The sequence below is a fragment of the Citrobacter sp. Cf087 genome (genome assembly GCF_030334285.1).
Taxonomy (GTDB): Bacteria; Pseudomonadota; Gammaproteobacteria; order Enterobacterales; family Enterobacteriaceae; genus Citrobacter; species Citrobacter freundii.
On sequence record NZ_JAOWED010000022.1, the window covers coordinates 314,140 to 333,741 of the forward strand.

Below are 19,602 nucleotides of genomic sequence, written 5' to 3' on the forward strand. Positions count from 1 at the left end.
GGATGCCGGGTTTCAGCTAATAAATAGCGGCGATACCTGCTATCCTTGACGAAAAATGACTACAGGAGAGAGTTATGTATCCCGTTGACCTGCATATGCATACCGTCGCCAGCACCCACGCCTACAGCACCTTAAGTGATTACATCGCTGAAGCCCGTCGCAAAGGCATCAAGCTGTTTGCTATTACCGATCATGGACCGGACATGGCGGACGCGCCTCACCACTGGCACTTTATCAATATGCGTATTTGGCCACGTGTTGTAGATGGCGTAGGGATCCTGCGCGGCATTGAGGCGAATATTAAGAATATTGAAGGCGAAATTGACTGTTCAGGTCCGATGTTTACCTCTCTGGACCTCATTATTGCGGGCTTCCATGAGCCAGTTTTTGCACCTCACGATAAAGAAACCAATACCCAGGCAATGATAGCCACGATGGCCAGCGGTAATGTGCACATCATTAGCCATCCGGGAAATCCCAAGTATCCGGTTGATATTACTGCAATTGCCCAGGCGGCGGCAAAGTACCAGGTTGCACTGGAAATCAATAACTCTTCGTTTTTGCATTCGCGTAAGGGCAGTGAGGATAATTGTCGTGCGGTTGCTGCGGCTGTGCGCGATGCTGGCGGCTGGGTGGCGTTAGGGTCGGATTCACATACTGCTTTCACGCTGGGAGAATTTGGCGAATGCCGTAAAATCCTGGATGATGTTAATTTCCCTGAAGACAGAATTTTAAACGTCACACCTAAACGCCTGTTGGCGTTTCTGGAATCGCGAGGCATGGAGCCGATCGCGGAATTTGCTGAACTGTAATTGTTACTAACTGGAATATATCAATGAACGAGTTTTCTATCCTGTGTCGTGTACTGGGCTCGCTGTTTTATCGCCAACCGCAGGACCCTTTACTGGTTCCCCTGTTTACCTTAATTAGTGAAGGTAAACTGTCCGCCAACTGGCCGTTGGAACAGGACGAACTGCTCACTCGTCTGCAGAAGAGCTGCGATATGCCCCAACTGGCTGCAGATTACAACGCGCTGTTTGTCGGTGAAGAGTGTGCTGTGCCGCCTTATCGTAGCGCCTGGGTAGAAGGGGCGAAAGAATCGGATGTTCGTGCATTTCTTTCTGCCCGCGGCATGCCGCTGGCAGATACGCCGGCAGATCACATTGGTACGCTGTTGCTGGCGGCTTCATGGCTTGAAGACCAGTCTGCGGAAGATGAAAGTGAGGCGCTTGATACCTTGTTTGTAGACTACCTGCTGCCCTGGTGTGGTACGTTCCTTGGCAAAGTTGAGGCGCACGCAAACACGCCGTTCTGGCGTACCATGGCGCCGCTAACACGTGATGCTATTAGTGCAATGTGGGACGAATTGCAGGAAGATACTGACGAATAAATGTGATTTAAATCACTTTAAACTGCAACGCAAATTATATGCTTGCATAAATTGTGTGCACGATCTCATTCCTATGCCGTTTTTCTGCTAAGATACGCGGCATGAACATACTTCTCTCAATTGCAATCACAACGGGCATTCTCTCTGGGATCTGGGGATGGGTGGCCGTTTCTCTTGGCTTACTCAGTTGGGCTGGCTTTCTGGGTTGCACGGCCTATTTCGCCTGCCCGCAAGGTGGGCTAAAAGGACTGTGGATCTCGGCGTGTACGCTGCTAAGCGGTGTGGTGTGGGCGTTGGTGATTATTAACGGTAGCGCGCTTGCCCCGCATATGGACATTATTGGTTATGTCATGACGGGAATTGTCGCGTTTCTGATGTGTATCCAGGCAAAGCAATGGTTGCTTTCATTTGTACCGGGCACGTTTATTGGCGCATGTGCAACATTTGCAGGGCAGGGCGACTGGCGACTGGTTGTACCGTCACTGGTACTGGGCCTGGTATTCGGCTATGCGATGAAAAACAGTGGTCTGTGGCTGGCATCTCGCCGTGAAAATCGAATATCGCCGACGCTGACCAGTAAATAAAAAAGCGTGAGGGTTTTCCTCACGCTTTTTATGCAGTAAAGATCCATCAGGATTCTGGCGGTACCGACATATGGCGGTATTTAACCAGAATGTCATTATCAACTTGTTTCTTATCCTGCAAATCCCACAATCCGCGATCGATGCCGTCATTAATTAAGAAGATAACGCCTGTTTCAATCGCTGACATCAGACAAAGCATAACCGGTTCGTTAGAGGTGTAGCCAATTTCACCTTCCAACAGACGCTGGTAGTCAATAAAGCGGAACACTCCAGCCTGTACTTCATAAGACAAAATGGTTTTACTGGTGTTCACTGACGACAGGATCTCACCGGTGCTGACGTTAACTACGCGCAGGTTTACCGCTATCTGGTCGAGCTGGTATTGCGTATCGGCGCCAATACCGAAATAACGCGCACCGACACCACCCGATTTAACGTTGCTTTCATAACCGATAATTGACCCTTCCACCATGACGTTTGCTGCGGTCAGGGACTGTAGCGGGATCCGGTTATTAATCGCAACCGTACCGTTTTCCTGAGCCGCACGAATGATTTTACGTTCGTTCAGCAAGTTCTGTAGCCCCTGACGTTCCAGAGGGACGAACCAACGAGAATCTTTCAATGCGGTGACAAGCATAGCCGTGGCGCTTTGCGGGACGGCGGTAGAGAAGTTACTTGCCGGGTAAGGTTTAAATTGGCCAGTCTCATCCTGAATGTTGTATACCGACACAAAGATCTTACCTGTAGGCATAGGCAGATGCGTCAAATCTTTATAGCTTTGGGCCCGGGGCATTAATGTCGGCTTAGCGGCTTCTTGAGGCGGAGCTGTTAAACATCCGCTGAGTAAAATTACTGCCACCATGATAAGTAAGCGCTGCATGATTTTTTCCTTTCGTGGCTATAATTTAGAAATCGGTCGACTGATTTTGTAAACCCGACACTTCAATAGTCGACGTTCTCCCCGTTTTCCTGTCCGTGACATTCAGTTGCAGTTGCCCATCCCGGTTGGCGATATCAACGATAAAATCGCTGGTTACCATCCTCCCCGGTTTACCGGTATTGATATTGGTGAGCAAGCCACCGAGTATTTGCGACTGTATTGCCTGGGTAAAGTTATCCAGTGCTGATGGGGTTTCAATCCCGTAATCGCCAGCACTCGGATCCTTATACGAGTTTTGCGCCTGAGCGCTGTTCAGTAAAAAAGAGCCGTTGTTTGGGTTGCCACCAAAGTTAGGGTTGCGGAACTGGAACGTCATATTTCCGGCCCAACTTAATGGTGAAATCAGCATGAGCAAAACCACTGCATGTTTGACACGCATGAAAGCCTCCGGACTAAATCATGTTTTAGAATTCATCGCGCGCTAAATCGCTCGTACTTAATAGCGTTTGATCTATTTGCCGACGATTTAATGCTTCCTCAGTTTCTGCCAATGCGAAGACCACAATTTTGTCGAAGTCTCTTTTCGTCGGGAATAAAAAAGTCTGGAAGATAACGTCCTGATTGACAGTTATGGTGATCCAACTTCCCCAACGTGCACTGGGCCTTTCATTAATGGTTAAGTTTCCTGTGTACTTACTTTCCCACTTGTCACTAAAGGCACGATAAAAATCATGGCCAATGGAAGAGACAGTGTGGTCAGTCAACAGTCCGGGAACCTCCACCTCTACAGCAGCGTGTAGATTCCCGGCAGCAAGGAACAAATTTGCTGCCACAATCCAGGACAAATAGCTTTTCATGGCTTTATCGCCTGAGGTTATCATTGGCCCACGAGACCGCCTGCGTACGATTTTTGACAGCTATCTTTTTGAAAAGATTATAAAGATGTGTTTTAACCGTATTTTCACTAATAAATAGTGAACGCGCGATTTCAATATTTGAGGCGCCAATACGCAGTTTATTAAGGATTTCTTTTTCACGGTGCGTAAGTAATGCCGACTCCGTGCTGTTATAGCGGTAGTTCCCGGAATGCGTGATCAGGTAGCTGGCGAGCTTTTGTGAAAAGTAGCATTCGCCACGCAACACACCTTGCAATCCGCTGACGACACGCTGCTCATCTTCCGTTGCGTAGAATACGCCATTGATATGCGGCCAGTTTTCAATATCCCGATAAGGATAATCATCTGGGGTATTCAACAATAACGTCTTTATATTGTTGTTTTTTCTGCTCAAATTATCTTGCCAGTAATGGATCAGTTTTTTGTCTGCCTCCATCATGTCCAGTAGAACAATGCAGCTGGAGGAAATATCATCCAGAGAACGTTGAATATTATGTAGTTTTCCGGTTAACGCCAGCGATTGTTTTAAATGCTGTAATAACGCAGTTGCCTGCAGGGATGGTTTAGTGATCAACAATAATGTATGACCATGAATACTATGGACTTCATTAAACATGATGAAACTCCACTTTTTTAGTCGCACACCTGACAGCTGTCTCTACTAAAATAGAGGCACCAGAAGTACTGACAGATGTTGCACTGCTGTGTAGAAATAAAATATCGACCCAACGGGGTGAAAATATTAAAACAAATGGACTTCAACTGATTTCAATCTAGCTATTACAAATCTTAAAGCAAGTGTTAAACATGTTACAGAATGTAAATTTATATATTAAAATGTGATTTTAGGGTTTTTTAGAAGTTTAGATTTGATAGTAAAGTTGTACATTTTGGCGATACTGCATAGATTTAAAAAATCATACAAATTATAATATGGTATTGATTATTAAGAATTAAATTTATGCTTAGATGGTTTTTGATTTCTAATGAATTCCGATCTTTTTGTCTCACTCTAAGTTGAACAATTTTAGATAGAAAAAAATGACGCTTGTCACGACTTGTACTGCTAACTATCGAAGTACCTCGCTACGAGGCCCAGAAAACGCGGAAAACGCGTTTTTTTTGTTACTGCATAGAAATTCATTCACCGGGTTAAAAAAGAAATGAAATCCAGAGCTGTAACGGTATTGTTCGCTGTTAATTAGTACTTTGGGGTGAATCTGAATATAAAAATACAACTGGCGGGTGAGTTATTTAAAATGTTTCCGCAGACATACTCTTCATCGTAACGTGGCGTTAACAAATGTAAGTCATGTTAACAACAATTTGAGTGGTAATTAATTTAACTTCATGTACGACCAGGTCCAGGGTGACAACATGAAAAACAAGTTGTTATTTATGATGTTTACAATGCTGGGTGTGCCTGGGATTGCAGCCGCGACTACAAGTTATGATTTAGCTAATTCAGAATATAACTTTGCGGTAAATGAATTAAGTAAGTCTTCATTTAATCAGGCAGCCATTATTGGTCAGGTTGGCACTGCGAACAGTGCAAATACCCGCCAGGGGGGCTCGAAGTTATTGTCAGTCATTTCGCAAGAAGGTTCTGGTAATCGAGCGAAAACAGACCAGACGGGATCATATAACTTTGCATATATTGATCAAACGGGTAGTTCCAATGATGCGAGTATTAAACAAGGTTCATACGGTAATACGGCGGTAATTATCCAGAAAGGCTCTGGTAATAAAGCCAATATTACCCAGTACGGTACACAAAAAACAGCAGTTGTGGTGCAGAGACAGTCGCAAATGGCAATTCGCGTGACTCAACGCTAATCCATTAACGACGTTTAAATCAATCCGATGGGGGTTTACCATGAAACTTTTAAAAGTGGCAGCATTCGCAGCAATCGTAGTTTCTGGCAGTGCTCTGGCTGGTGTTGTTCCGCAATGGGGCGGCAATCATCATGGTGGTGGCAGTAATTATGGCCCAGACTCTTCACTGAGTATCTACCAATATGGGTCAAACAACTCTGCAAATGCTCTGCAAAGTGATGCGCGTAAATCAGATGTCACCATCACACAACACGGGCGTGGCAACGGAGCTGTTGTTGGCCAGGGTGCTGATGACAGTACCATCAGCCTGAAACAGACCGGCTTCCAGAACAGTGCCACTATCGATCAGTGGAACGCAAAAAATGCTGATATTAGCGTGACCCAGTTCGGTGGCCGCAACGGTGCGTTGGTTAATCAGACAGCCTCTGACTCCAATGTGCTGATTCAGCAGGTTGGCTTTGGTAACAATGCTACAGCTAACCAACACTAATTCAGTTTTCTGACTGATAATAAACAGGGCGTGAGCCCTGTTTTTTTTTCGGGAGAATATGATGCATACGCTATTACTCATTGCCGCGCTGGCAAATCAAATAACATTCAATACAACTCAGCAAGGTGATATGTACACCATTATTCCTCAGGTGACGTTAACTCAACCGTGCGTATGTGAGGTACAAGTCCTTGCCATACGTAAAGGGTCCGGGGGACAAAGCCAATCGCAGCAGAAAACAAGCCTTTCGGTCCCCGCTAATCGGCCGATTGAATTAACTAAACTGAGTTTTAATATTTCACCTGAGGATTCGGTCAAAATTATCGTTACCGTTTCGGATGGGCAGTCTCTGCATCTGTCTCAGCAATGGCCAGACTCAAACAGTCACCCATGATTTTTTTGATGTATTTGCATTAAGGGTGTGGCTGGGAATGCACTGCTGTTCTATGAATATAGAGACGTGTGAACGTTTTAATTTGATCGTTAATCACAGCGGCGAAGGATCATTTCGATCCCTCAAGGATGGCTAATCATTGAGGAACCCTTATGTGTACATTATTAAAGCGTTTTTTAAGTATCAGCTTGTGCAGCATTTCTCTTTTTACCCTCCCCGCAATGGCGCAACAAATCTCAACCGGCGGGGTTATTCATTTTCGCGGTGCAATAGTTGAATCACCTTGCGATGTTAACGCTCGGCAGCAGCAAATTGAATTGTCATGTATGCGCGACGGCACCACCCGTAATAGTCTCTACAGTCAACAACAGGTCGCGACTGCCCCTCAAAATGTGCAGCAAATTGCCACAGTCAAAATGCACTATCTCAATGAACAGAAAAACATGGCAATTCTTAACATTGAATATAAATGAATCATTCCGGCGTACATATGCACACGTTTGGTTAAAAAGTGAGATTTCCGGGAAAACCCTGCTGTACACTTAACAAATAGTGTTTGGTCAGGGGGAACTTATGCAATCACGTGTTCATGTGTTACATGGCGATATTACGACGATCGCTGTTGATGTGATTGTCAACGCGGCGAATCCATCGCTACTGGGCGGAGGTGGCGTCGATGGAGCGATTCATCGCGCTGCAGGGCCTGCGTTGCTGGCGGCCTGCAAACAGGTTATCCAGCAACAGGGCGAATGCCCAACCGGTCATGCGGTTATCACCCTGGCGGGAAACTTGCCCGCCAGGGCGGTGATCCACACCGTGGGGCCCGTATGGCAGGGTGGCGATCATCATGAAGCTGAACGCCTCGAAGAGGCTTACTTTAATAGCTTGCAACTGGCCTTAGCCAATGGTTATCAATCCATTGCTTTTCCAGCAATAAGCACCGGTGCTTATGGTTACCCCCGCGCTGCAGCGGCAGAGATCGCGGTGAAAACGGTGTTGAAATTTATCACCCGACGTACGCTTCCCGATCAAATATACTTCGTGTGCTTTGATGAAGAAAACGCTCGGCTATACAAGAGATTACTTACCCAGCAAGGCGATGAACGCACGGACTGATATGACGCGACTTGAGCGTGCCATCACGCCACTTTGTGAAAACCACCCGGGAGAATGCGGCATTCTGACGTTGGATGACAGCCTGGATGCATTTGCTGCTCGCTATCGGTTGACGGAAATGGCGGAACGTACCCTGGATGTTCAGTATTACATCTGGGAAAGCGACATGTCCGGGCTATTACTATTTTCCGTTTTGCTGGCCGCGGCGAAGCGGGGCGTCCGGGTGCGTTTGTTGCTGGATGATAACAACACGCCAGGTCTGGATGACACGCTGCGTTTGCTGGACAATCACCCTAATATAGAAATCCGTCTGTTTAATCCCTTTTCCTTTCGTATCCTGCGTGCACTAGGCTATTTAACCGATTTTGCCCGGTTGAATCGACGTATGCACAATAAAAGTTATACCGCTGACGGCGTCGTAACTCTCGTGGGCGGGCGAAATATCGGCGATGCCTATTTTGGCACAGGCGAACAACCGCTGTTTTCCGATCTGGATGTTATGGCTATCGGGCCGGTGGTCCAGGATGTTGCTGACGACTTTGAGCGTTACTGGCACTGCCGCTCGGTTTCAACATTGCAAAACGTACTTGAGGTGGCTGAGCCAGCTTCAACGCAAAAAATCGAACTTCCAGAATCCTGGTATAACGATGACATCACGCGCCGCTATCTACATAAGCTGGAAACCAGCCAGTTTATGACCCACCTCGATCAGAGGTCGCTACCGCTGATTTGGGCGAGAACGCGCTTGCTGAGTGATGATCCCGCAAAAGGAGAGGGGAAAGCGCCGCGCCACTCACTATTACCGCAGCGTTTGTTTGACGTGATGGGATCTCCCACCGAGCGTATTGATATTATTTCCGCCTACTTTGTACCAACTCGCGCCGGTGTGGCGCAGCTCCTGAGACTGGTGAGAAAAGGCGTTAAGATCGCGATTTTAACTAATTCTCTGGCGGCGAATGATGTCGCAGTCGTTCACGCAGGCTATGCACGCTGGCGAAAAAAACTCTTGCGCTACGGTGTGGAGTTATACGAGCTCAAACCAACCCGCGAGCGCGTTTCAGCAGTACATGACCGGGGATTAACCGGTAATTCAGGCTCCAGCCTGCATGCGAAAACCTTCAGTATTGACGGTCGTAAAGTGTTTATCGGCTCGCTTAATTTTGATCCCCGTTCAACGCTGCTCAATACGGAAATGGGGTTTGTGATTGAGAGTGAAGTACTGGCCGAGTTGATTCATAAACGTTTTATGCAAAGCCAGCGTGAAATGGCCTGGCAACTACGTCTTGATCGGTGGGGAAGAATCAATTGGGTCGACAGACTTTCTGGCAGTGAACAGGTACTGAAAAAAGAACCCGCCACAGGATTCTGGAAGCGGGTTCTGGTAAAGCTGGCGTCCGTGTTACCCATTGAGTGGTTGCTCTGAACCACACAATGATTGACGGAAAACTAACCGGCCACGGCCTTGTTTTTATCCTGCCTGACGGCTGGTTTACCCGAAAAGAGAAACTTCAGCACCGGGATCCGTAAATGGATTTCGTACAGTATTACCGCAATCCCGACTACAAACAGTAGACCGCAGAGAAAACCCAGCAAATTCGACTTGATATGCGGTGTGATGTAAGCGCCAAAAAACAGCGTTAACGGATGATGCACCAGATAGATAAACAGAGATGCGTTGACAAAATAGGTTACGCGGGCTGACTGGAAATTCAGCAAACGGTGACCAAGTGAAAAGACGACGTTCACCATCCACAGGCCCATGACCATGGTAATAACATATTCGGTTTCATACATCCAGGCATCGCCGTTGCCGTAACGTTGATTGAGCAGGTATGCGACAAATGCGCATGCGGCGCCCAGCGTGCAGCCGCGCGATGGCGTGGTAAACAGCGCTTTCAGATTAGGATTGATAAACGCCAGCGCACCGAGCATAAAGAAAGGCACATAAAACAACGTTTGCATAACGATAAAATTAAACATGCCATCGCTGAGAATCGAAGGGTAGAGGATGAAAATCGTTCTTCTGACGGCGGCATAACCGAAACCCAGCACTGCAAAAATCAGCGTTAACTTCGTCATTGACACCGCAGGCGCGCTGCCGACGTCTCTTTGCGTCAATCTGTGTTTCATCTGGGTAAACACCCACATGCTCAGGGTCGTTAACACCACGAGAACCAGTAAAAACCACAGATGGGAAATCAGCTCCCAGGCCAGCGCGTTGTATTTATCGTAGCCGCTGAGGGTATGCCAGCTGTCTGCTTTCCCTTTCACGTATTGCAGCATGATAAATTGCGGCAGCGTAAGCAGTGGAATCGCGGTCAGCATAGGGATCCCCACGCGTTCTACACGCACTTTCCACCAGCGCTTTAACGGATAGCGTAGAAATAGCATGTAGGAAAAATAACCCGAAATGACAAAGAAGACTTGCATGCGAAAAGCATGGATAAAGTCATTGAACAAGGTCAACCACCACGATGGTTCTGCGCTGTTCACGTGCCATGTGTGGGTGGAGTAGATCAATGAAATATGAAACGGGATCCCTAACAACATTAGCCAGGCACGGATGGAGTCAAGAAAATATTCGCGTGGTGGTGATACAGAGCTCATAGACAGTTATGTATTCTCAGACTTTTCGTCTTATCCCTAAGACGAATAATGGTTACATTCGAGGGCAACCCTACACGAAGTCTAACAACCTGTCTCCAGGATAAGCACGCAAAGTGAAAACAGGCAGACGAACCTGCTTAAACCATGAGCCAGCGCGCGAACAATACAGGGATTCAGTTGTCGGAATACCCGATTATCCATTAAAATGGATCGGATCAATATAAGCACACAAAGGGGGAAGTGCTTACTAATTATGAAACATAAACTACAAATGATGAAAATGCGTTGGTTGGGTGCAGCAGTCATGTTAACGCTGTACACGTCATCAAGCTGGGCATTCAGCATTGATGATGTTGCAAAACAAGCTCAATCCTTAGCCGATAAAGGCTATGAGGCGCCAAAAAGTAACTTGCCCTCCGTTTTCCGCGACATGAAATATGCGGATTATCAGCAGATCCAGTTTAATCGCGATAAAGCCTACTGGAGCAATCTCAAGACCCCATTTAAGCTCGAGTTCTACCACCAGGGTATGTACTTCGACACGCCGGTCAAAATCAATGAAGTGACCGCTACTGCGGTGAAAAGAATCAAATACAGCCCGGATTACTTTAATTTCGGCGATGTTCAGCATGATAAAGACACGGTAAAAGATCTCGGTTTCGCCGGGTTCAAAGTGCTGTATCCGATCAACAGCAAAGATAAAAACGACGAAATCGTCAGCATGCTCGGTGCCAGCTATTTCCGTGTTCTGGGGGCAGGCCAGGTCTACGGCCTTTCTGCGCGCGGTCTCGCGATTGATACCGCTCTGCCTTCTGGTGAAGAATTTCCCCGCTTTCGTGAGTTTTGGATCGAGCGTCCGAAACCAACTGATAAACGTTTAACCATTTATGCCTTACTGGATTCTCCGCGTGCAACAGGAGCGTATCGCTTTGTCATCATTCCTGGTCGTGACACGGTAGTCGATGTTCAGTCCAAAGTTTATCTGCGCGACAAAGTGGGCAAACTTGGCGTGGCACCGTTAACCAGTATGTTCCTGTATGGACCTAACCAGCCTTCTCCGACGACTAACTATCGTCCAGAACTGCATGACTCTAACGGTTTGTCCATCCACGCTGGCAACGGCGAATGGATTTGGCGTCCGCTGAATAACCCGAAACATCTCGCGGTGAGCAGCTTTGCTATGGAAAATCCGCAAGGTTTCGGTCTGTTGCAGCGTGGCCGTCAGTTCTCGCGTTTTGAAGACATCGACGATCGTTACGATCTGCGCCCGAGCGCCTGGATCACGCCAAAAGGCGATTGGGGCAAAGGTAAGATTGAGTTAGTTGAAATTCCAACTAACGATGAAACGAACGATAACATCGTTGCGTACTGGACCCCGGATCAACTGCCTGAAGCCGGTAAAGAAATGAACTTTAAATATACCCTGACGTTCACGCGTGATGAAGACAAGCTTCATGCGCCTGATAACGCCTGGGTACAGCAGACACGTCGTTCTACCGGTGATGTTAAACAGTCCAATCTCATTCGTCAGCCTGACGGTACCATCGCGTTTGTGGTGGACTTTTCCGGCACCGATATGAAAAAGCTGCCGCAGGATACGCCGGTTACCGCACAAACCAGTATTGGTGACAACGGTGAAATCGTTGAAAACACCGTGCGCTACAACCCGGTCACTAAAGGTTGGCGTTTGGTATTGCGCGTGAAAGTGAAAGACGTGAAGAAAACCACTGAAATGCGTGCTGCCCTGGTCAATGCCGATCAGACGCTGAGTGAAACCTGGAGCTACCAGTTACCTGCCAATGAATAAGACAACTGAGTATATTGACGCAATGCCGCTTTCGGATATCGAAAAAGCGGCACTGCCGAAAACTGACATCCGCGCCGTTCATCAGGCGCTGGATGCTGAGCATCGTACGTACTCGCGCGAAGATGATTCACCGCAGGGTTCTGTAAAAGCTCGTCTTGAGCAAGCATGGCCGGATTCTCTGGCTAAAGAGCAGTTGGTTAAGGACGATAAGGGGCGCGATCAGCTACAGGCGATGCCAAAAGCAACGCGTACCTCTATGTTCCCCGATCCCTGGCGTACCAACCCGGTTGGCCGTTTTTGGGATCGTCTGCGTGGGCGCGATGTGACTCCGCGTTATCTTTCGCGTTTGACCAAAGAAGAACAAGAGAGCGAGCAAAAATGGCGTACCGTAGGCACCATCCGCCGTTATACGCTGTTGATCTTAACGCTGGCGCAAACGGTCGTTGCAACCTGGTATATGAAGACGATCCTTCCTTATCAGGGGTGGGCATTCATTAATCCTGCAGACATGATGGGGCAGGATTTGTGGGTCTCCTTTATGCAACTGCTGCCCTACATGCTCCAGACCGGCATTCTTATTTTGTTTGCCGTACTTTTCTGTTGGGTATCAGCGGGATTCTGGACCGCGCTGATGGGCTTCCTGCAATTGCTGATTGGACGGGATAAGTACAGTATCTCGGCCTCAACGGTCGGGGATGAACCGTTGAATCCTGAACACCGTACGGCGTTGATTATGCCTATCTGTAACGAGGACGTTGATCGCGTATTCGCGGGACTTCGCGCCACGTGGGAGTCGGTCAAAGCAACGGGCAACGCTGAGCATTTCGATGTTTACATTCTGAGCGACAGCTACAATCCAGATATCTGCGTGGCAGAACAAAAAGCGTGGATGGAGCTGATTGCCGAAGTGCAGGGCGAAGGACAGATTTTCTACCGCCGTCGCCGTCGTCGCGTGAAGCGTAAAAGCGGCAACATTGATGACTTCTGCCGTCGCTGGGGAAATCAGTACAGCTACATGGTTGTGCTGGATGCTGACTCAGTGATGAGCGGTGACTGTCTGAGCGGCCTGGTGCGCCTGATGGAAGCGAATCCGAATGCCGGGATTATCCAGTCTTCACCGAAGGCTTCCGGTATGGATACGCTGTATGCGCGCTGCCAACAGTTTGCGACCCGTGTTTATGGGCCGCTGTTTACCGCCGGGCTTCACTTCTGGCAGTTAGGCGAATCACACTACTGGGGCCACAACGCAATTATCCGCGTGAAGCCGTTTATCGAGCACTGTGCGCTCGCGCCGTTACCGGGCGAAGGTTCGTTTGCGGGCTCGATCCTCTCCCATGACTTTGTCGAAGCGGCGTTGATGCGTCGTGCCGGCTGGGGCGTGTGGATTGCTTACGATCTGCCGGGCTCTTATGAAGAGCTACCGCCGAACCTGCTGGATGAACTCAAGCGCGACCGTCGCTGGTGCCACGGCAACCTGATGAACTTCCGTCTGTTCCTGGTTAAGGGGATGCACCCGGTTCACCGTGCGGTGTTCCTGACTGGTGTGATGTCCTATCTGTCCGCGCCGCTGTGGTTTATGTTCCTCGCGCTCTCTACCGCATTGCAGGTGGTGCATGCGTTGACGGAACCGCAGTACTTCCTGCAACCGCGTCAGCTATTCCCGGTATGGCCGCAATGGCGACCTGAACTGGCGATCGCGCTGTTTGCTTCAACGATGGTGCTGTTGTTCCTGCCGAAGTTGCTGAGTATTTTGCTCATCTGGTGTAAAGGGACGAAAGAGTACGGCGGGTTTATCCGCGTTACGCTATCGCTGCTGCTGGAGGTTCTGTTCTCCGTGCTGCTGGCACCGGTGCGTATGCTGTTCCATACCGTCTTCGTCGTGAGCGCTTTCCTCGGTTGGGAAGTGGTGTGGAATTCGCCGCAGCGCGATGACGATTCCACCCCGTGGGGTGAAGCATTTATGCGTCACGGTTCTCAGTTATTGTTGGGGCTGGTGTGGGCTGTGGGTATGGCCTGGCTGGATCTGCGTTTCCTGTTCTGGCTGGCACCGATTGTCTTCTCGCTGATCCTGTCGCCGTTTGTTTCAGTGATTTCCAGCCGTTCCACGGTGGGGTTACGTACCAAGCGCTGGAAGCTGTTCCTGATCCCGGAAGAGTATTCCCCGCCGCAGGTGCTGGTGGATACCGATACTTATCTGGTGATGAACCGTAAACGTACGCTGGACGATGGCTTTATGCATGCGGTGTTTAACCCGTCGTTTAACGCACTGGCCACGGCCATGGCGACTGCACGCCACCGCGCCAGCAACGTGCTGGAGATTGCACGCGATCGTCATGTGGAACAGGCGCTGAACGAAACGCCGGAGAAACTGAATCGCGATCGCCGCCTTGTATTGTTGAGCGATCCGGTGACCATGGCACGTTTACATTATCGCGTCTGGAATTCACCTGATAAGTATTCTTCGTGGGTGAACTACTATCAGGGATTGACTCTGAACCCGTTGGCGCTCAGGAAAAAATAAGCGTTCTGTAACGTGAAAATACCGGCCTGGTGCCGGTATTTTTTTATATTGAATAGAATGGGTCGTGAGGTAGTAGGTGCGAATATTGGCTGTAGGAATAATGATCTTCTTCCTGAGCGGATGCGGCAGCATTATTAGTCGTACCATCCCAGGGCAAGGACACGGAAATCAATACTATCCTGGCGTGCAATGGGATGTTCGGGACTCGGCATGGCGCTACGTCACGATCCTCGATCTGCCATTTTCGCTGGTGTTTGATACGTTGCTGCTGCCGCTCGACATACATCATGGACCTTACGAGTAATTATCGCTCATCCCATTCATCGGCTGCGGTCTGCCCCTCTTCGGTATCAAGGGGAGGTTCCAGCTGGAATTCACCTTCATCCCATTCGTGAAGCGTATTTTCTTCCTGCCACTCCTGGCGAATTTCAATTTCATCATAGTCGCCATCAAAAACGCTCTGAGCCGCTTCTCCGCTCAGCATTGGTAGACATTCGCCATCTACATCATCCTCGTCAGCAAAGAATTCCGCCTGCCACATAATGTCGCCATCCTGTAGCACGTATTTTTGGATGCTTAGCTGTTGAACGCTGGCATCGTCTGACTCAAGGTCAGGGTTATCAGCCAGAAACACTTCACGAGCCGCATCAATAGCCTCTTCCAACGTGGCATAAAAATTCATGTCATTCTTTGCCATATTTCTTCTCCTAAGGCGAACAATAAAGGGGGATGATTCAATCTATAGACGGCGATCCGCAGAGCGTCAAACCCGTTAGCTGCGTGGCTAACTCAATCAGATGATTACTGCCTGCAATGCCAACGAGAGCAGGTGAAAGTAACTTCGGTAGTTTATGAAAAAATTTACATTGGCAGATACTGAAGCCTACGTAATATCAGGAAAAAAATTCAAGAAAAAAGAGTAATGTATGTGGTTTGCAATGCAGTAATGAAAATCAAATAAATAAAATCTGGCGTTATATTAGAAAATCTTCAGTTTTAAACACCATTTTTTATGTGTTTTAGAGGGGGGATGCGAGCGCTTATGAATTAATATTGCATAACTCAATCAAAGTAAAGGAGAAAATTAATGCCCAATACGGAAGTGTTGCAGAGGTAATCAATGAAAGTGGCTAAACTTAGTGGTGTCTCTGGAAGTGACAAAGTGTCTTTTGTGTATAGAGGTTGTGAATGGTGTGAGTGATACTAAAATAGTATACATAATAAAATATTATTAATGACAAAGGTTATAAATCTATAAGAAACCATTAAATAAGAAATGAATTAATGTTATTGAAATTGTGCGGGTATAATAGTTTGCAAAATCTTATGCTTTATTATATAAAATGCAAAATTAAGAATTACCTTAAGGTTGTTATGGATAACTATAATTCAAATAATGGAAGGTTAATGGCTTTCTATATAATCTGTTTGGCTAGCTATGTTCTTGGTGGTTTGTGTCTTACACAATTTAAATTAACGATGCAAAGTGTCCCACAAACTGTATATCTGATTATAATTGTAGGGTTGTTCTTTTTATATGGAATAATTTTCCTGTTTATGTTATTTCAGTATCTTTGTAGAAAAGATCTCACCTGCCTTATGATATTAGGCATGGCGTTTCTTGGCAATAACATATTTTTCGTCGAGACTATCTACATCGTTCAGGACTTGATTAATGATCATGCATCAATCGAAAAAAGAACTAACGATATAGCTATATTCTATTACTTTCGGCAGATTAGTTTCATCGCTCTGCTATTTGTTTCATTGAAATCTTATAAAATATCATCGACAGTTATTGAAACCAAAGAAAGAGAACCTTGCTATATCGTTCTGTCATTTTTAATTATGCTAGTGATCGCGGTGATGGCGCACACTCTGGCCAGTTACAACCCTAATTTTACACTCGAGATAACAAGCCTGAAGCCTGATAATGTCACGGTGCACTGGCATATTGGGTACATTTATTCGCTTATTGTATCCTGGGGACTGGTCCTGTTGTATTTAATCATTAAAACCAAAACGCACAACATCTTGTGGAAAAGTATAGGGCTACTGTGTTGCTCAGCAATATTGACCAATGTACTACTTCTGAGCCTGGATGAATATAGCATGTATATTTGGTATGTTAGCCGGGGGATTGAGGTGATAAGTGCCCTGTGTATAATCTCAATACTGATGTACAACACCTTCATCATCTTAAAAAAAGAAAGGGACTCAGCTATTAAAGACGCAATGACTAAAATATATAATCGTAAATTATTCTATAAGTCATTAAAATCATCCTTAGCAAAAGGTGCAGTGTGTGTAATGGTTCTGGATATTGATAAATTCAAACGGATTAACGATACCTACGGTCATCAGGAAGGTGACAGAGTAATAATCAGCATTGTCGATATTATCAATAAATCAATCAGAGATACGGATATTTTTGCCAGAGTAGGTGGCGAAGAATTTGCGATCCTTCTTAAGTGTAACGATCAAGATGAGGCAATTGTTGTTGCAGAACGAATTAGGCGAAATGTCGAGAATGGTACGACAATACCAAATTCATATGATTTAAAAGAAAAAATGACGATAAGTATCGGTGTATATTGCAGTAAAATTGATGATGAATCAGCGGATAAAGTTGTTTCATATGCTGATGCCGCTTTGTATGAAGCCAAAAATTCTGGCAGAAATAAGGTGTGTTACTATTATCATTAAGACTGAAATATATGTCACGTGAGATAATTTTTATTCTGAAGCTGCGAATATAAATATATAAATCATCCCACGACCTCTGTACTCCGACGACGGCGCAGGCTATTCCACGAGTACAGGGCGTTGAACAGTACGACTCCTGCGGTCACACAGAATACAGCACGAAAACCGTAGTTGGCGGATATCGCTGCCCCCATTAGAGGTCCTGTTACGTTACCAATGTCGCGAAATGACTGGTTATAACTGAAAATACGTCCAGCTATTTGATTAGTCGAGTTATAGACCAGCAGCGTTTGTACCGCCGGGAGCAGAGCGCCGTCGGCCGCCCCCAATAAAAAGCGCAGAATACCAAGCTGCCAGGGCGTCTGGACAAATGACATTGGAATTAGCAGTAACACGGAAACGATCAGCGCGACGATCAGGATCTTCTCCGGGCCAATCCGATCGCCTAATTTGCCAAGTTTAGGGGCGCTGATTAATGCCGCAACGCCGGGGACAGAGGCTATCATCCCACTGATAAACGCAATATTGCTGACGTTACCAGCCAACTCTCGAACGTACAGTGTCAGTATTGGCGCGATAGAACCGGTGGCTACCTGAATGATCAAAGTGGTGACAAACAGGCTCAGCACCAGTTTGGGGTTCTTTAAAGAGGCCACGACTTCACGAATGTGCAGCATTTCCTTCTTGCTCACCGGCTGGAAACGCTCGCGGATAAAAAATAGCGTCAGGATGAAGCAGACCAACAGCACGCTGGCGGTGATGAAAAATACGGGACGCAGTCCGTACTGATCCGCGAGGAGGCCGCCCGCTAGCGGCCCGAGCAGTGCGCCACTAACGCCACCGGTGGAAAGCGTTCCCAGTGCCCAGCCGCTTTTATTGCGTGGAACCTGGGTGGCGATCAGTGCATTCGCATTGGGGATGAATCCACCAAGCAGCCCCAACAAGGCGCGCAGGATCAATAACTGCCAGATATTTTGCGCCAGTCCCATCAGCAGCATCACAACAGCCATACCCAACGCAGATCGTAGCAGCATGATTTTTCGCCCCTTGCGATCGGCAAGGCCACCCCAGAAAGGAGAGGCGATGGCGGAAAAAAGAAAGGTGATGCTGAAGACCAGGCCTGACCACATATTCAGTGCACTATGTCCCGTGACGCCGAGACTCTCGACGTAAAGTGGCAAAAAGGGCATGACCAGGCTAAATGCTGCGCCGGTTAAAAAACAACCTAACCAGGCAACAGTGAGGTTGCGTTTCCAGTTTATGGGAGCATCTGAGGGTGACATAGCGTTCCGCAGTGTGGCGCGCTGTTTGCGCTATCGATTGAATATAAGTAAGCAGGCTAATTATGCGCCTGGTTGATAGTTGCTGCAATGCGGATAGCAGTTAAACCTAAAGCAGGCAGGGAAGGTGTTGCAGCCCACAGGACTGCAACAGTGTTTTAGTACAGGGAAGGAGAACCTTCAGGGCGCGTCTTGAAGCGACGATGCAGCCACATATACTGCTCTGGCGCCATCATGATGCATTGCTCAACAATTTTGTTCATCCACGCGGCAGTGGTCTCTGCGTCGTCCAAAGGCGGTGAACACTCCGGAGGCAGCATAATCAATTGATACCCTTTACCGTCAGGTTTGCGGCGAGGAACAAACGGTACCAGGCAGGCATTGGACATGCGTGAAAGCATCCAGGTCCCAGAGGTCGTTGCGGCCTGTTCAACAGCAAAAAGTGGTACAAACACACTGGCACGAGGGCCGTAATCGTGATCCGGCGCGTACCAGACCACTTCGCCCTTTTTCAACGCTTTAATCATCCCTTTCAGGTCTTTACGATCGAGCATTGATTTATTCGAGCGCATACGGCCCCAGGTTTGTAGCCAGTCGAGAAGCGGGTTGTCGTTAGGGCGATACACACCAATACCCGGCTCCTGCAAACCAAACTGACGCGCACCCAGTTCCAGAGTCAGAAAGTGCAGACCCACTAACAGGATCCCGCGTTTTTGCGCCTGAACGTCACGGATATGTTCCATCCCGATCACTTCAGTCCAGCGTGAAATACGCTTATCGGACCAAAACCAGGCCATCCCGGTTTCCATTACGCCCATGCCCACGGATTCGAAGTTCTTGACGACCATCTGCTGGCGTTCCTGCTCACTCATCTGCGGGAAGCACAGTTCCAGATTTCGGGAAACAATTTTTGCCCGACGTTTCATCAAACGTAGCGCCAGTCGACCTAATGCACAGCCCAACTTAAAGAGGATGGGGTAGGGTAACTGCACGATTAACCAAAGGATGCCAATACCCAGCCAGGTTAACCAATAACGTGGATGCAGTAATGCAGCCGAAAACTTGGGTAAATTCGTCATGTCTATCCTGTCTTCA

At 47.6% G+C, this 19,602-nt stretch carries 21 protein-coding genes; 13 read left to right on the plus strand and 8 right to left on the minus strand.

What is annotated here, in order from left to right:
- Positions 1-74 precede the first annotated feature (74 nt).
- The 3 genes from OGV57_RS03525 (at position 75) to OGV57_RS03535 (ending at position 1,974) form a co-directional block, all read left to right on the plus strand.
- Positions 75-812, plus strand: a complete 738-nt coding sequence (locus OGV57_RS03525) for a phosphatase (protein WP_003836800.1) — start codon at positions 75-77, stop codon at positions 810-812.
- Between the two features lie 23 nt (positions 813-835).
- Positions 836-1,390 (plus strand): TorD/DmsD family molecular chaperone, encoded by a 555-nt coding sequence (locus tag OGV57_RS03530; protein WP_003036073.1) that lies wholly within the window; start codon positions 836-838, stop codon positions 1,388-1,390.
- 101 nt (positions 1,391-1,491) lie between these two features.
- On the plus strand, positions 1,492-1,974 hold the full coding sequence (locus OGV57_RS03535) for a DUF1097 domain-containing protein (protein ID WP_008320293.1): 483 nt from the start codon (positions 1,492-1,494) through the stop codon (positions 1,972-1,974).
- Positions 1,975-2,020: 46 nt separating this feature from the next.
- On the opposite strand, the gene csgG is transcribed toward OGV57_RS03535, so the two are convergent.
- Genes csgG through csgD form a run of 4 tightly spaced genes read right to left on the minus strand, consistent with a single transcriptional unit; the run spans position 2,021 to position 4,366 of the window.
- A complete protein-coding gene (gene csgG, locus OGV57_RS03540; RefSeq protein WP_003036082.1) occupies positions 2,021-2,854 on the minus strand; it encodes a curli production assembly/transport protein CsgG in 834 nt (277 codons plus the stop codon).
- 25 nt (positions 2,855-2,879) lie between these two features.
- Positions 2,880-3,293, minus strand: a complete 414-nt coding sequence (gene csgF / locus OGV57_RS03545; RefSeq protein WP_003036084.1) for a curli production assembly/transport protein CsgF — start codon at positions 3,291-3,293, stop codon at positions 2,880-2,882.
- A 25-nt stretch (positions 3,294-3,318) separates the two neighbouring features.
- Positions 3,319-3,711 carry a curli production assembly/transport protein CsgE gene (csgE, locus tag OGV57_RS03550; protein WP_003036087.1) on the minus strand — a complete coding sequence of 131 codons (393 nt, stop codon included), beginning with the start codon at positions 3,709-3,711 and terminating at the stop codon, positions 3,319-3,321.
- A gap of 4 nt (positions 3,712-3,715) precedes the next feature.
- On the minus strand, positions 3,716-4,366 hold the full coding sequence (gene csgD, locus OGV57_RS03555) for a biofilm master transcriptional regulator CsgD (RefSeq protein ID WP_003036091.1): 651 nt from the start codon (positions 4,364-4,366) through the stop codon (positions 3,716-3,718).
- 761 nt (positions 4,367-5,127) lie between these two features.
- Between csgD and csgB the strand changes: the two genes are divergently transcribed.
- The 6 genes from csgB (at position 5,128) to OGV57_RS03585 (ending at position 9,009) form a co-directional block, all read left to right on the plus strand.
- Positions 5,128-5,586, plus strand: a complete 459-nt coding sequence (csgB, locus tag OGV57_RS03560; protein ID WP_003036094.1) for a curli minor subunit CsgB — start codon at positions 5,128-5,130, stop codon at positions 5,584-5,586.
- A gap of 40 nt (positions 5,587-5,626) precedes the next feature.
- Positions 5,627-6,076 carry a curli major subunit CsgA gene (gene csgA, locus OGV57_RS03565; protein ID WP_003036098.1) on the plus strand — a complete coding sequence of 150 codons (450 nt, stop codon included), beginning with the start codon at positions 5,627-5,629 and terminating at the stop codon, positions 6,074-6,076.
- A gap of 61 nt (positions 6,077-6,137) precedes the next feature.
- Complete coding sequence (csgC, locus tag OGV57_RS03570; RefSeq protein ID WP_044712473.1) at positions 6,138-6,470, plus strand: curli assembly chaperone CsgC; 333 nt, start codon at positions 6,138-6,140, stop codon at positions 6,468-6,470.
- 152 nt (positions 6,471-6,622) lie between these two features.
- Positions 6,623-6,943: a YmdA family protein gene (locus tag OGV57_RS03575; RefSeq protein WP_032936233.1), complete on the plus strand. Its 321-nt coding sequence runs from the start codon at positions 6,623-6,625 to the stop codon at positions 6,941-6,943.
- A gap of 100 nt (positions 6,944-7,043) precedes the next feature.
- A complete protein-coding gene (gene ymdB / locus OGV57_RS03580) occupies positions 7,044-7,586 on the plus strand; it encodes an O-acetyl-ADP-ribose deacetylase (RefSeq protein ID WP_003036110.1) in 543 nt (180 codons plus the stop codon).
- Positions 7,522-9,009 (plus strand): phospholipase D family protein, encoded by a 1,488-nt coding sequence (locus OGV57_RS03585; protein WP_114070820.1) that lies wholly within the window; start codon positions 7,522-7,524, stop codon positions 9,007-9,009. The genes ymdB and OGV57_RS03585 overlap by 65 nt, the downstream gene beginning before the upstream one ends.
- Before the next feature lie 23 nt (positions 9,010-9,032).
- Here the strand turns inward: OGV57_RS03585 and mdoC are convergent, their stop codons facing one another.
- Positions 9,033-10,193 carry a glucans biosynthesis protein MdoC gene (gene mdoC / locus OGV57_RS03590; RefSeq protein ID WP_054528260.1) on the minus strand — a complete coding sequence of 387 codons (1,161 nt, stop codon included), beginning with the start codon at positions 10,191-10,193 and terminating at the stop codon, positions 9,033-9,035.
- Positions 10,194-10,464: 271 nt separating this feature from the next.
- Between mdoC and mdoG the strand changes: the two genes are divergently transcribed.
- From mdoG to OGV57_RS03605, 3 genes are all read left to right on the plus strand, one after another.
- Entirely contained in the window at positions 10,465-12,000 is a 1,536-nt protein-coding gene (mdoG, locus tag OGV57_RS03595; RefSeq protein WP_003836790.1) for a glucans biosynthesis protein MdoG, read from the plus strand.
- Positions 11,993-14,521, plus strand: a complete 2,529-nt coding sequence (mdoH, locus tag OGV57_RS03600) for a glucans biosynthesis glucosyltransferase MdoH (RefSeq protein WP_054528262.1) — start codon at positions 11,993-11,995, stop codon at positions 14,519-14,521. Before mdoG ends, mdoH begins: the two co-directional genes overlap by 8 nt.
- 76 nt (positions 14,522-14,597) lie before the next feature.
- The gene (locus OGV57_RS03605) at positions 14,598-14,825 is read left to right on the plus strand and encodes a YceK/YidQ family lipoprotein (RefSeq protein ID WP_003832117.1); all 228 of its coding nucleotides are present in this window, start codon (positions 14,598-14,600) and stop codon (positions 14,823-14,825) included.
- Here OGV57_RS03605 and OGV57_RS03610 read toward each other — a convergent pair whose 3' ends face one another.
- Entirely contained in the window at positions 14,826-15,203 is a 378-nt protein-coding gene (locus OGV57_RS03610; protein ID WP_032936472.1) for a MysB family protein, read from the minus strand.
- A 692-nt stretch (positions 15,204-15,895) separates the two neighbouring features.
- Between OGV57_RS03610 and OGV57_RS03615 the strand changes: the two genes are divergently transcribed.
- The gene (locus OGV57_RS03615; RefSeq protein WP_016149918.1) at positions 15,896-17,227 is read left to right on the plus strand and encodes a sensor domain-containing diguanylate cyclase; all 1,332 of its coding nucleotides are present in this window, start codon (positions 15,896-15,898) and stop codon (positions 17,225-17,227) included.
- Positions 17,228-17,289: 62 nt separating this feature from the next.
- Here the strand turns inward: OGV57_RS03615 and mdtG are convergent, their stop codons facing one another.
- Positions 17,290-18,510 (minus strand): multidrug efflux MFS transporter MdtG, encoded by a 1,221-nt coding sequence (gene mdtG, locus OGV57_RS03620; RefSeq protein WP_054528263.1) that lies wholly within the window; start codon positions 18,508-18,510, stop codon positions 17,290-17,292.
- 155 nt (positions 18,511-18,665) lie between these two features.
- Positions 18,666-19,586: a Kdo(2)-lipid IV(A) acyltransferase gene (locus tag OGV57_RS03625; RefSeq protein WP_003036136.1), complete on the minus strand. Its 921-nt coding sequence runs from the start codon at positions 19,584-19,586 to the stop codon at positions 18,666-18,668.
- Positions 19,587-19,602 lie beyond the last annotated feature (16 nt).